Consider the following 12,337-nt stretch of genomic DNA (forward strand, 5'->3'; position numbering starts at 1 on the left):
GGCAGCACGTTTTCCTCCCGCGACACCTTGAACTCCATGATCACCGGACCGGGAATCTCTAGGGCGCGGCGGATCAGCGGCGCCACCTCCTCGGGTTTCTCGGCGCGCAGGCCGACGGCGCCATAGGCCTCGGCGAGCTTGACGAAGTCGATGGGCAGTTCCATGCAGGTGTGGCTGTAGCGGCGCTGGAAGAACATCTGCTGCCACTGGCGCACCATGCCGAGAAAGTTGTTGTTGAGGATGGCGATTTTTACCGGCAGGCGGTACTGCACCAGGGTCGCCATCTCCTGGGAATTCATCTGAAAGGAGCCGTCGCCGGAAATGTCGATCACCTGCCGCTCGGGAAAGGCGACCTGGGCGCCCAGCGCCGCCGGCAGACCGAAGCCCATGGTGCCGAGCCCGCCCGAGGTCAAAAAGGTGCGCGGCTGGAAAAAATCGAAGAACTGCGCCGTCCACATCTGATGCTGGCCGACTTCGGTGGTGATGATGGCATCCTCGCGCGTCAACTCGCGAATCTGCTCGATGACGAACTGGGGTTTGATGATGCTTTCGGACTTCTGGTAGGTCAGGGGATGGGTCTGTTTCCACTCGTCGACCTGGCGCCGCCAGGCGGCGGTGCTCTCAACGCTCCCGTCGAGGGCCGCGCGATCCTCGCCCAGGCGCGTCGCCAAATTCTTCAGCACCTCGGGCAGATGCCCGACGATGGGCAGATCGACGCGCACGTTTTTCTTGATGGAGGTGGGATCGATATCGATGTGGATGATTTTCGCATCGGGAGCGAAACTGGCGATGCGCCCCGTCACCCGGTCATCGAAGCGCGCACCCGCGGCAATCAGCAGATCGGCGTTGGTCACCGCCATATTGGCGCAGTAGGTGCCGTGCATGCCCAGCAGGCCGAGGCTCAGCGGATGACGCGTGGGAAAAGCCGATTTGGCCATGAGGGTGGTGGTCACCGGAACCTGCAGCAGCTCGGCCAGGGTTCTGAGCTCGGCGGCGCCATCGGAGAGCACCGCACCACCTCCGACGTAGAGCACCGGCCGGCGTGCCTCGAGCATCATGGCGGCAGCCTTTTCCACCTGGCGCGCGTTGGGCCCGAAGGTCGGCTTGTAGCCGGCAATTTCCACCTTTTCCGGATAAACAAAGCGGGTGCTGTCGACCTGCACGTCCTTGGGCAAATCGATGAGCACCGGTCCGGGACGACCGGTGCGGGCGATGAAAAAGGCCTGCTTGACGATGCGCGCCAGGTCCTTGACGTTCTTAACCAGGTAATTGTGCTTGGTGATGGGCCGGGTGATGCCGACCATGTCGGCTTCCTGAAAAGCATCGTTGCCGATGAGCGGGGTGGGCACCTGGCCGGTGATCACCACCAGGGGAATCGAATCCATGTAGGCGGTGGCGATGCCGGTCACGGTGTTGGTCGCGCCGGGTCCGCTGGTGGCCAGGGCGACTCCGACCTTGCCCGTGGCGCGGGCGTAGCCGTCGGCGGCATGAACCGCCGCCTGCTCATGGCGCGTCAGAATATGGCGGATGGGGGAATCGAAAAGATCATCGTAGATATTGATGACGGCGCCGCCGGGATAACCGAAAATCGTATCGACGCCCTCGCGTTGCAGACATTCCAGCAGAATCTGGGAACCAGTCAGCTTCAAGGCTTGTCTCCTCCTTCAACGAACATGCTCAGAATAGAGGCGCGTGCGGCGGCCTCCCCGCCGCCGCACGGCCAGGAATCCAGCTCAATCCTCGGCGCGGGTTACGGCGCCGGTGTAGGCCGAAGTCACCACCTTGGCGTAGCGCGCCAGCCAGCCGCCCTTGATTTTCGGCTCGGGCTTTTGCCAGGCCCGGCGCCGCTCCTCCAGGATCGCGTCATCAACCTTGAGCTCAAGGCTCCGTGCCGGGATGTCGAGCACGATGGGGTCGCCATCCGCCACCAGGGCGATGGGGCCGCCCTCCGCGGCCTCGGGGCTGATATGACCGATGCAGGGGCCGCGGGTGCCGCCGGAAAAACGCCCGTCGGTAATCAGCGCCACGCTGTCGCCCAGGCCCAGCCCCATGAGAGTGGCGGTGGGGGCGAGCATTTCGCGCATGCCGGGGCCGCCCTTGGGGCCCTCGTAGCGGATCACCACCACGTCGCCGGCAACCACCTGGCCGCCCATGAGCGCCGCCATGGCGGCCTCCTCGGAGTCGAAGCAGCGAGCGCGTCCCTCAAAACGCATCATCTTCTCGGAGACGCCCGACTGCTTGACCACCGCCCCCTTGGGCGCGAGGCTGCCGCTCAGGATGGCGATGCCGCCCTCGGGGCGCACGGGCGAGCTTAGGGGATGTATGACCTCTTCATCGACCTCGCGCACCTGGGAGATGATCTGCTTGACGGTGAGACCGCTCAGGGTGGGGTTGTCGAGAATACGGTCGCGCAGCTGATAGAGCACCCCGGAAACCCCGCCGGCGGCATCGAGATCCTCCATGAAATACTTGCCTCCCGGATTCATCGACGCCAGTTGCGGAGTGTTGCGGCTCAAGCGGTCGAATTCCTCCAGGGGCAGGTCGACACCCGCCTCACGGGCAATCGCCAGCAGATGAAGAACGGTATTGCTGGAACCGCCCAGGGCCAAATCGACGCGAATGGCGTTTTCAAAAGCATCCTTGGTCAAAATCTGGCGCGGCGTGATGTTGTCGCGCACCAGCTGCACGATGCGCTGCCCCGAGGCAAAGGCCAGCCGGCGCTTGTAGGCCGACACCGCCGGGGTCGTGGCGCATTGCATGAGACTCATGCCGAGGGTTTCCGTCAGAATCGCCATGGTGTTGGCGGTGAACAGCCCCTGGCAGGAACCGGCGCCGGGGCACGCCTTGTCCTCGCACACCTGCAGCTGCTGCTCGTCGATGACGCCGGCCTTGAACTGCGCCATGGCCTCGAAGGTATCGGTGACGAAGGAATAGGCTCGCCCCTCGCGGCCGCGGCCCGCCAGCATGGGGCCGGCGGTGACGACGATGCAGGGAATGTCGAGACGCGCCGCCGCCATGAGCATGCCCGGGGTGATCTTGTCGCAGTTGGTCAACAGCACCAGACCATCAAGCCGGTGGGCCTCGGCGATGGATTCGATCATGTCCGCGATCAACTCGCGCGTCGGCAGCGAGTAGTGCATGCCCTTGTGGCCCATGGAAATGCCGTCGCAGACCCCGGGGATGCCGAAAATAAAAGAAAAGCCGCCGCCGGTATGAATCCCTTTTTCGATGAAGCGTTCCAGATCACGCATGCCGATGTGGCCGGGAATCAGATCGGTGAAGGAGCTGGCGATACCGATGAAGGGTTTGTCCATCTGCTCGCCGGGCACCCCGGTCGCCTTGAGAAGCGCGCGGTGGGGCGTACGTTCGAAGCCTTTGGTGATGACGTCACTGCGTTTGGTCATGGTCGCTCATTACCTCTGCAAATAATATCGGTGGCGTTTCTCAAAACGACGACAGGGGTCCTGCGAAGACCCCTGCCCTTGAATTTAGCCCTGCGGCCGGTGCGGTCATGGCCGAAGGGTCGGCTGAGACGGAACGGAGGGTTCAGGACCCGGCCCGAACCCTCCGAAGAATTTTTAGATCAGTTGACCGTCGCGCTGAAGTCGCGAAGGATGCGAGCCATTTCGTCCTTTCCGGCCAGCTTGATTTTTTGGATTTTCTTGCGCTCCATCTCTTCTTCAGCGGTCAAATAGCGTTTTTTTTCAAATTCGTTCAGCTCTTTCTCCAGCAACTGGTGTTCTTCGAAAAGCATGCGAAATTTCGGATTTTCGCCCACCAGTCGCTCAACCAACTGCATGTCCATTTCCTCCATGGAACACCTCCTGCAAGGTTAGAGGGTTGAAAGAGTTTGGAGAAACACTTTTTGAACATAGCGAATGCCAGGGGCCTTGTCAACCGCTAAGAATTGGAGTTGGGAATCTCCTTGAGCTGCTTCAGATTCAGCGAAATTTCCGCCTCGGAAGCGCGAATGTACGCGGGTTTGAGGGCATGCGGGCCGGTGTCTTCGGCAAGCCGCAAGCGCTCCAGGGCCAGGGCGGCCGCCATGGACGCCCGCGGCAGGTTCAGCGGCCAGGGGGCGAAATGAGCTTGGGCACCGAAGTGAGCCTCGATGAGTACGCGATAGACCCGCGCGCCTTCGCCGACAAACAGCAACGGCCCCTCCAGACGCGGCAGAAGTTTCGCCGGTGCAATCACCTGCTCCGGCCCCAGCGGCTGAGGGTGTTGGCGGCGCATGCGGAACAGGCCGGCATAAACCTCTTGCTTGCGCGCATCGAGCAGTGCGCAGACCGGCATTTGCGCCTCGCCCAGGTTCATGGCGAGAACCTGCAGGGAGGACACCCCGATGACCGGTCGGCCCGTGGCCAGCGCCAGCCCCTGAGCACTGGCCATCCCCACCCGCAAACCGGTAAAGGAGCCGGGGCCGTGAACCACGGCAAAGGCGTCGACCTCGGCCAGACTCAAACCGGTTTCGACAAGAAGCTGCCGCACCGTCGCCATGAGGCGCTCGGAATGGGTACCGCGCACATTGAAGAGGATTTCGCCAAGCAGCGTTTCATCCCGGCACAGCGCCACGCTGCCGGCAGAGGTAGCGGTATCGATGGCCAGAAGTGTGCGGGTCATCCCTTGATTCCGCCGAACAGACGCATGATGTCGTTGTAGAAGGCCAGCACCATGAGCAGGATGAGCAGCATCAAACCGATCTGCTGGGCAATTTCACGGGTGCGCGGCGATAGGGGCCGGCGAAAAATCAACTCGAAAAGATTAAAGATGATGTGCCCGCCATCCAGAATCGGGATCGGTAGCAGATTGAGAATCCCCAACTGAATGCTGAGAAAGGCCAGCACCGAGAGAATGGCCGCCAGATCGGTCTGGGCGGCCTGTCCGGCGATCTGCACCACGGTGATGGGGCCGCCGATGTTTTTCGCAGAAACATTGCCGCTGAACAGTTTCTGAATAAAGACGATGGTCAGCTCGATGAGCTCGATAGTTCGCTCGGCGCCGGCCTTCACCGACGCGACAAGGCCGTAGCGCTTGGTCACCAGGTCTTGCGCCGGCGCAATGCCGATCAGATAGTCATCATCGCGCTGGCCGCGCTGGGCGGTCAGGGTGAATTCCAGAAGCTCGCCCTCGCGCTCCACCACCACGATTTGCGCTTCGCCCTGACCTTTCTGAATGGCGATGCGCAGGTCGTACCAGGAACGGATGGGTTCCTCCCCCACCTGCTTGATCAGATCGCCTTTGCGCAAGCCGGCGGCTTCCGCGGGCATGCCCAGGGCGAGGCCGCCGATGCGCGCCTCCTGGTCGGGAAACAGCCCCAGTCCCTGGGTTTCCAGATGTCCGGCGTCGGCGGCAACGCGCAGGCGCAGGCGTTCGCCATTGCGCAGTACCTCAAACTCCAGGGGCGCGCCGGCAAAGGCGATGAGCTTTTTATTGGCCTCGCTCCAATTGGGAACCGCCTCGCCGTTGATCGTCTCGATGCAATCGCCCGACGCGAAGCCGGCCTGCGCGCCGCTGCTGTCGGCCACCACGTAGCCGATGCAGGGCCGCTCGTCGAGAAACGCCGGCATGTTGACGCCGACCAGAAAGGCCAGGGGCAAGACGAGAAACGGCAGGGCCAGATTCATCAGAGGGCCGGCGGCTACGATGGCCACCCGCTTGGCGGGAGATTTGGCGGCGTAGGAGCGCTCGCGTTCCTCGGCCGTCAGCTCGCCGGTTTCGCCGTTTTCGCCGCTGCCCTCGCCGAGCATCTGCACGTAGCCGCCCAAGGGCACCGCGCAGATCATGTATTCCGTTTCTCCCCATTTGCGCGACACCAGCCGCGGCCCGAAGCCCAGGGAAAACTTCAACACCTTGACGCCGGCCATTTTCGCCACGCAGAAATGGCCCAACTCATGAATGAACACCAGAATCCCCAGCATGATGATTCCGGCAACAATGGTCACCATAATCCCTCCAATCAGGCAATCGCCTCGATCGTCTTGCGCGCGCGGCTGCGCGCGCGGCGATCAGCCCGAAGAACGTCGTCGATGTGATCCAGCCGATGATCCCAGGGTTGCTCCAGCACCGCGGCGATGACCCGGCTGATGTTGAGGAAACTGATTTCCCCGTGCAAAAAGGCGTCGACAGCCACCTCATTGGCCGCATTGAGCACCGTCGGCGCCGTGCCGCCCTCGCGCAAAGCCTCGTAGGCCAGCTTCAGGCAGGCAAATTTTTGCAGATCGGGACGCTCGAAGGTCAGGCGACCGATCTGGCAGAGGTCGAGTTGCGGAATATTGAGGGCAATGCGCTCCGGATAGGACAGGGCATAGGCGATGGGCGTGCGCATGTCGGGAAGCCCGAGCTGAGCAATGACCGAACCGTCGATGTATTCGACCATGGAGTGCACGATGCTCTGCGGATGCACATGAACATCGATGCGCTCGGCGGGCAGATCGAAGAGCCAGCGCGCCTCGATGACCTCCAGCCCCTTGTTCATCATGGTCGCCGAGTCGATGCTGATCTTGCGCCCCATGCTCCAGTTGGGATGATTCAGGGCATCGGCGGGGGTGACCTGGCTCAATTCGGCCAGGGAACGCTCGCGAAAGGGTCCGCCCGAGGCGGTCAGGATCATGCGGCGCACGTCGCCCCGGCGATGCCCCTCCAGGGACTGAAAAATGGCGGAATGCTCGCTGTCCACGGGTACCAGCCGCACGCCGCGCGCCGCGGCGCGCGCCATGACCAGCGGCCCGGCGGTCACCAGGGTTTCCTTGTTGGCCAAGGCGATGTCGTGACCCGCTTCGATGGCCGCCATGGTCGGCACCAACCCCGCCGCCCCGACAATGGCCGACACCACCATGTGCGCCGACGAATGAGAGGCGCAGGCCATCAGGCCTTGAACGCCCCAAAGAATGTCCGGTGGCGCGCCGCCCAAGCGGTTACGCAGCAGGCTGGCCTGGGACTCCGACACCACCGCGACGACCTCGGGTCGAAAGGCGCGGATCTGCTCCTCCAGGCGCTCGATGTTGTTGCCGGCGGTCAAGGCCAGCACCCGGTAGCGATCAGGATGAGCGGCAACAATATCCAGGGTGTTCACACCGATGGAGCCGGTGGAACCCAGAATCACCAGGTTCTTCATGACAGGGATGGCCTCACCCGAAGCCCCTCAGCAGAGCGTAGAAATAAACCGGCGGGAACACCAGCAATAGACTGTCCAGACGATCGAGAATGCCGCCATGCCCGGGGATGAGGGTTCCCGAATCCTTGACTCCGAAACTGCGCTTGAGCATGGACTCCACCAGATCGCCCGCTTGCGCCAGCGGCCCGAGAATCAAGGCCAACAGCAGGCACTCGGCGAGGTTCAGCACGGGAAAAAACCAATACTTGGCCACCAACACGCCCACCAGTGCCCCTGCCAGTCCCCCCAGGGCGCCCTCGACGCTCTTGTTGGGACTGATGGCCGGATAGAGCTTGCGGCGCCCGAAATTGATGCCGACGAAATAGGCCGCCGTGTCGCTGGCCATGGTCAGCAGCAGGATGAGAAACACCCATTGGCGACCCCAGGCAAGATCGCCCAACGCTGCGAGCAGGCCCAGAGGCAAGGCGAGATAAATCAGACCGAGGAAAAGCAGGGCCAGGTGATGGATGACGCTGGAGAGTTCACGAAAGCGAAGAAGAAACCAGCAAAGCCAAAAAATCAACAACAGGCTCAGCCCCCCCAACGCGAGGCGAGCATTTCCCCCCGCCAGCAGCAGGACCAGAAGAGCGCCCGCGGCGGTGCCGAGCCGGCGCTCGACATGGCGCTCGTCGGGCAACGCCATGCGAAGGAATTCGAACAGCGCCAGGCCGGCGACGACCAGCACCAGCAGCCGAAAGAAAAAGGTATTGGCGTAGGCAATATAGAGAATCAGCGCCGGAAGCAGGATGATTCCCGTGAGGATTCGCTGTTTAATGGCAGTCTCCCCGCTCTTTGGGGCCCTCGCGCAACTGCTCGCCGGTCAAGCCGAAGCGCCTTTCCCGCTGGGCGTAGACCTGAAGCGCCTCATGCAGGTGGGCCGGCTTGAAATCGGGCCATAGGGTTTCGGTGAAATACAACTCGGTGTAGGCCAATTGCCACAGCAGAAAATTGCTGATCCGCATTTCGCCACTGGTGCGAATCAGCAGATCGGGATCGGGCAGCCCGGCGGTATCCAGGCGGGAAGCCAGGGCCTGTTCGTCGATGTCCGCCGGATTGAGTTCCCCGGCGGCAATGGCCCCGGCCAGGGAGCGCACGGCCCGAACCAGTTCGTCCCGCGAACCGTAAGAGAGGGCCAGGGTAAGCACCATGCCCTGCTGATCCCGGGTGCGCTCCACGGTTTCGAGCAGCATGGCCCGCACCGAGGAGGGCATGCGGGCGATATCGCCGATGACATGGAGGCGAATGCCATGGCGCAACATGGATTCGAGTTCCTTGCCCAGATAGGTGGCAAGCAGATCCATGAGGGCGCCCACCTCATCCTCTGGCCGCCCCCAGTTTTCATGGCTGAAGGCGTAGAGCGTCAGCCAGCCGATACCGAGTCGCGAGCATTCCTCGACGATGTCGCGCACCACCTCGACGCCTTGGCGGTGTCCCAGGATGCGCGGCAAGGCACGTTGCTGGGCCCATCGGCCATTTCCGTCCATGATGATCGCCAGGTGCCGGGGTAGGGACATCCGAAAAACTCTAAAAAGAAAATGATTTCAATGGAAATGAGTTTAACAAGCTAGCATGAAAAGCGGCGGGAGACAAGAACCACGGCGAGCTTTGGGGAGAGGATAAAGACCGCGGGACGCCCGAGAGGGGCGTCCCGCGGCGAAGCTTACTGCACAATCGCGTTGACCGGGCAGCTGTCCGTGCAGGCGCCGCACTCGGTGCAATCGGCGCTGATGGCGAAGCTCTCGCCCTTTTCCACGATGGCCCCGACGGGACAGCTGTCCACGCAGGTGCCGCAGGCAATACAATCCTGAGTAATCTTGAACGCCATGTGCATGTCTCCTTTGCGAATAAATGGAACGGGCGAAAAGTGCGCCGTTCCGTCTAGATTTCCATGACCTCGGCTTCCTTGGCGGCAACCAGATCGTCGACCTTCTTGACGAACTGATCGGTAAATTCCTGCACGTCCTTTTCCCCGCGCTTGAGCTGATCCTCGGAAATCTCCTTGCTCTTTTCAAGCTTCTTCAATGCCTCGTTGGCATCGCGCCGGGCGTTGCGGATGGCGATCTTCGCCTCCTCGCCCATGCGTTTGGTCGTCTTGACCATCTCCTTGCGCCGCTCCTCGGTGAGGGGCGGAAAGACGATGCGCACCAACTGGCCGTCGGAACTGGGATTGAGCCCCAAATCCGATTTGAGGATGGCCTTTTCGATGGCGGAAATCAGGTTTTTTTCCCAAGGCTGGATGGCGATCATGCGCGGTTCGGGCACGGTGAGGGACGCCACCTGATTCAGTGGGGTCGGATTGCCGTAGTAATCGACCCGGATGTCGTCAAGCAAAGCCGTGGAGGCGCGGCCGGTACGCACCTTGACAAAGTCGGCCTTGAGCGCCTCGATGGCCTTCTCCATGCCGGAGCGGGTTTTCTTGATGATATCGTCGTACATGGGGTCAACCTCCCTTGACTATGGTGCCGATGTTTTCGCCCATGATGGCGCGTTTGATGTTGCCGGGCACCGTCAGGTTAAAGACCATGATGGGCAGATCGTTATCCATGCAAAGCGACGTGGCCGTCGCGTCCATGACCTGCAAACCCTTCTTGAGGACATCGAGATAGGTCAGGCTGGAGAATTTGACGGCATCCTTGTTCTTGGTCGGATCGACATCGTAGATGCCGTCGACCTTGGTCGCCTTGAGAATGATCTGGGCGTTGATTTCCATGGCGCGCAGGCTCGCCGCGGTGTCGGTGGTGAAATAGGGATTGCCGGTTCCGGCGCCGAAAATCACCACCCGCCCCTTTTCCAGATGACGAATGGCCCGCCGCCGGATGTACGGCTCGGCGACTTCGCGCATTTCGATGGCCGAGAGCACCCGCGTCACCACCCCCGCCTGCTCCAGGGCATCCTGAAGGGCCAGGCTGTTCATGACCGTGGCCAGCATCCCCATGTAATCGGCGCTGGCGCGATCCATCCCGCGCGAGGCGGCGGCGACGCCACGAAAAATGTTGCCGCCGCCGATCACCAAAGCCACCTGGATGCCGAGATCAATGACCTCGCGCACCTCGGCGGCGATACCGGCCAGCACCTCGGGATCGATCCCGTAGCCCTGGCTTCCGGCCAGGGCTTCTCCGCTGAGTTTCAGCAGAACGCGACGGTAAGTGGGGTCTGACGCAGCCATGCGCACACCTTTCGGCAGGGGGTTCAAGCGACGATTACTTAGTCAGGGCAGCCACTTCGGCGGCGAAGTCATCGGCTTTTTTCTCCAGACCCTCGCCCAGTTGGAAACGGGCGAAACGAGTCAGTTTGATCTCGGTGCCGAGGGTTTTGGCCAGGTTCTTGACCACTTGCTCGACTTTCTGGTCGGGATCGATGACATAGGCCTGCTCGGTCAGGCAGACTTCGCCGTAGAACTTGTTGAGCTGGCCCTCGACAATCTTGGGGATGATATTGTCGGGCTTGCCGCTTTCCTTGGCCTTGACGCTCATGATGTCGCGCTCGCGCTCCAGCACATCGGCGGGCACCTCGGCACGCACCAGGTACTGGGGGCTGGCGGCGGCGACGTGCATGGCCAGTTGACGCGCCAGGGCCTTGACGTCCTCGGCGGCGCCCTTCTCGGTTTGCAGTTCCACCAGGGTGCCGATCTTGCCCGCGCCGTGGATGTAGGCGGCCACGGTGCCGGGTTTGGCTGCAAAGCGCGCGAAACGGCGAATGTTCATGTTCTCGCCGATGGTGGCGATCTGATGGGTCAGTTCCTCGCCCACGGTGCGGCCGGTGCCGGGAAAGGCCAGGGCCTTGAGGGCCTCGACATCCGCGGGCGCCTCGCGCAGCACCACCTCGGCGACCGCGGCGGTGAATTTCTGGAACGCTTCGTTCTTGGCGACGAAGTCGGTTTCGGCATTGACTTCCACCAGCGCGGCACATTCACCCTCGCCGGCGGCCACCACCAGACCCTCGGCGGCCACCCGGCCGGATTTCTTGGCGGCGGCGGACAAACCCTTCTTGCGCAGGATGTCGATGGCCTCTTCCATGTTGCCGGCCGCTTCGGTCAGCGCCTTTTTGCAGTCCATCATGCCCGCGCCGGTTTTCTCGCGCAGTTCGGAAACCATCGAAGCAGTAATACTCACGGGTCTACCTCCCACTCATGGACGGCCGCGGCCGTCGGAATTTTTGTGAATATTTTTAAAGGTCTTGACGGGCAAAAGGCGGTTTCCGGACAGAAACCGCCTCATGCCTTACCCAAAAAGAAAGCTCTCAGGCCTGGGCGGCCGGCTCAACCGCGTCAACGTCGGCGGATCCGGCGACGTCCGCCTCCTCGCCGGTCTGAATCTCGCCGCCTTCGGCATCGGAACGCAGTTGGGTTTCGCGCGCCTGCAGGCCGTCGGCGCAGGCATCGGCCATGCGCGCGGCGAACAGACGAATGGCGCGAATCGCGTCGTCGTTGCCGGGAATGATGTAATCGATATCGTCGGGATCGCAGTTGGTGTCGACGACGGCAACCACGGGAATCCCAAGCTTGCGTGCTTCCTTGACGGCAATGTACTCTTTCTTGGGATCGATGACGAACAGGGCGCCGGGCAGCTTGGTCATGTGCTTGATGCCGCCCAGGCTTTTTTCCAGCTTGTCTTTTTCACGCTCAAGCTGAAGGACTTCCTTCTTGGTCAGCAGGTCATAGGTGCCGTCCTCGGCCATGGTTTCGATTTTCTTGAGACGGTCGATGCTGCCCTTGATGGTGACGAAGTTGGTGAGCATGCCTCCCAGCCAACGGTTATTCACGTAGTACTGGCCGCAGCGCAGCGCTTCTTCTTGAATGGCGTCCTGGGCCTGCTTTTTGGTCCCGACGAACAGAACCTTGTCGCCGTTCTTCACCGTTTCGCTGAGAAAGGCATAGGCATTTTTGAAATAGCGCACCGTTTTCTGCAGGTCGATGATGTAGATGCCGTTGCGCGCCCCGAAAATATAGGGCTTCATCTTGGGATTCCAGCGGCGGGTCTGATGCCCGAAATGCACGCCGGCTTCCAACAGTTGCTTCATGCTGATCTGTGCCATGGTTCCATCTCCTTGTGGGGTTGTCGGCCTCCGCCCCCTTCCTTGCCCTCCCTGACCGGACGAACCGGCACCCAGGGAGATCTCCAGGGGCGTGCGTTTTGAATAACCACGAGTCTATAGCACGCGCTCAAGGCGCGGAGCAAGGGA

The 12,337-nt window shown here is 61.9% G+C and carries 13 protein-coding genes; all 13 read right to left on the minus strand.

Features of this window, described 5'->3' with window-relative positions; genetic code table 11:
• The coding region (gene ilvB, locus QAT43_RS01260; RefSeq protein WP_305041211.1) for a biosynthetic-type acetolactate synthase large subunit at window positions 1-1,649 on the minus strand (1,649 nt) is incomplete at its 3' end.
• Between the two features lie 84 nt (window positions 1,650-1,733).
• Window positions 1,734-3,404 carry a dihydroxy-acid dehydratase gene (gene ilvD / locus QAT43_RS01265; protein WP_305041212.1) on the minus strand — a complete coding sequence of 557 codons (1,671 nt, stop codon included), beginning with the start codon at window positions 3,402-3,404 and terminating at the stop codon, window positions 1,734-1,736.
• Window positions 3,405-3,583: 179 nt separating this feature from the next.
• Window positions 3,584-3,814 (minus strand): YdcH family protein, encoded by a 231-nt coding sequence (locus QAT43_RS01270; RefSeq protein WP_305041213.1) that lies wholly within the window; start codon window positions 3,812-3,814, stop codon window positions 3,584-3,586.
• 86 nt (window positions 3,815-3,900) lie between these two features.
• Window positions 3,901-4,623 carry a tRNA (adenosine(37)-N6)-threonylcarbamoyltransferase complex dimerization subunit type 1 TsaB gene (gene tsaB, locus QAT43_RS01275; protein WP_305041214.1) on the minus strand — a complete coding sequence of 241 codons (723 nt, stop codon included), beginning with the start codon at window positions 4,621-4,623 and terminating at the stop codon, window positions 3,901-3,903.
• Window positions 4,620-5,948, minus strand: a complete 1,329-nt coding sequence (rseP, locus tag QAT43_RS01280) for an RIP metalloprotease RseP (protein ID WP_305041215.1) — start codon at window positions 5,946-5,948, stop codon at window positions 4,620-4,622. The genes tsaB and rseP overlap by 4 nt, the downstream gene beginning before the upstream one ends.
• Window positions 5,949-5,959: 11 nt before the next feature.
• On the minus strand, window positions 5,960-7,117 hold the full coding sequence (locus tag QAT43_RS01285; RefSeq protein ID WP_305041216.1) for a 1-deoxy-D-xylulose-5-phosphate reductoisomerase: 1,158 nt from the start codon (window positions 7,115-7,117) through the stop codon (window positions 5,960-5,962).
• A 13-nt stretch (window positions 7,118-7,130) separates the two neighbouring features.
• The gene (locus QAT43_RS01290) at window positions 7,131-7,931 is read right to left on the minus strand and encodes a phosphatidate cytidylyltransferase (RefSeq protein ID WP_331517194.1); all 801 of its coding nucleotides are present in this window, start codon (window positions 7,929-7,931) and stop codon (window positions 7,131-7,133) included.
• Complete coding sequence (locus QAT43_RS01295) at window positions 7,927-8,670, minus strand: isoprenyl transferase (RefSeq protein ID WP_305041217.1); 744 nt, start codon at window positions 8,668-8,670, stop codon at window positions 7,927-7,929. The genes QAT43_RS01290 and QAT43_RS01295 overlap by 5 nt, the downstream gene beginning before the upstream one ends.
• A 146-nt stretch (window positions 8,671-8,816) precedes the next feature.
• On the minus strand, window positions 8,817-8,981 hold the full coding sequence (locus tag QAT43_RS01300; protein WP_305041218.1) for a 4Fe-4S binding protein: 165 nt from the start codon (window positions 8,979-8,981) through the stop codon (window positions 8,817-8,819).
• Between the two features lie 53 nt (window positions 8,982-9,034).
• Window positions 9,035-9,592: a ribosome recycling factor gene (gene frr, locus QAT43_RS01305; RefSeq protein ID WP_305041219.1), complete on the minus strand. Its 558-nt coding sequence runs from the start codon at window positions 9,590-9,592 to the stop codon at window positions 9,035-9,037.
• Window positions 9,593-9,596: 4 nt separating this feature from the next.
• Window positions 9,597-10,322, minus strand: a complete 726-nt coding sequence (gene pyrH, locus QAT43_RS01310) for a UMP kinase (RefSeq protein ID WP_305041220.1) — start codon at window positions 10,320-10,322, stop codon at window positions 9,597-9,599.
• 34 nt (window positions 10,323-10,356) lie between these two features.
• A complete protein-coding gene (gene tsf, locus QAT43_RS01315) occupies window positions 10,357-11,268 on the minus strand; it encodes a translation elongation factor Ts (RefSeq protein ID WP_305041221.1) in 912 nt (303 codons plus the stop codon).
• 127 nt (window positions 11,269-11,395) lie between these two features.
• Complete coding sequence (rpsB, locus tag QAT43_RS01320; protein ID WP_305041222.1) at window positions 11,396-12,190, minus strand: 30S ribosomal protein S2; 795 nt, start codon at window positions 12,188-12,190, stop codon at window positions 11,396-11,398.
• Window positions 12,191-12,337: the final 147 nt, after the last annotated feature.

The sequence above is a fragment of the Geoalkalibacter sp. genome, assembly GCF_030604225.1.
Lineage (GTDB): Bacteria > Desulfobacterota > Desulfuromonadia > Desulfuromonadales > Geoalkalibacteraceae > Geoalkalibacter.

Coding starts and splice junctions, on each gene's coding strand:
- rpsB (WP_305041222.1), bottom strand. CDS start 12,190: ATGGCACAGATCAGCATGAAGCAACTGTTGGAAGCCGGCGTGCATTTC.
- ilvD (WP_305041212.1), bottom strand. CDS start 3,404: ATGACCAAACGCAGTGACGTCATCACCAAAGGCTTCGAACGTACGCCC.
- QAT43_RS01270 (WP_305041213.1), bottom strand. CDS start 3,814: ATGGAGGAAATGGACATGCAGTTGGTTGAGCGACTGGTGGGCGAAAAT.
- tsaB (WP_305041214.1), bottom strand. CDS start 4,623: ATGACCCGCACACTTCTGGCCATCGATACCGCTACCTCTGCCGGCAGC.
- QAT43_RS01300 (WP_305041218.1), bottom strand. CDS start 8,981: ATGGCGTTCAAGATTACTCAGGATTGTATTGCCTGCGGCACCTGCGTG.
- frr (WP_305041219.1), bottom strand. CDS start 9,592: ATGTACGACGATATCATCAAGAAAACCCGCTCCGGCATGGAGAAGGCC.
- rseP (WP_305041215.1), bottom strand. CDS start 5,948: ATGGTGACCATTGTTGCCGGAATCATCATGCTGGGGATTCTGGTGTTC.
- pyrH (WP_305041220.1), bottom strand. CDS start 10,322: ATGGCTGCGTCAGACCCCACTTACCGTCGCGTTCTGCTGAAACTCAGC.
- QAT43_RS01285 (WP_305041216.1), bottom strand. CDS start 7,117: ATGAAGAACCTGGTGATTCTGGGTTCCACCGGCTCCATCGGTGTGAAC.
- QAT43_RS01295 (WP_305041217.1), bottom strand. CDS start 8,670: ATGTCCCTACCCCGGCACCTGGCGATCATCATGGACGGAAATGGCCGA.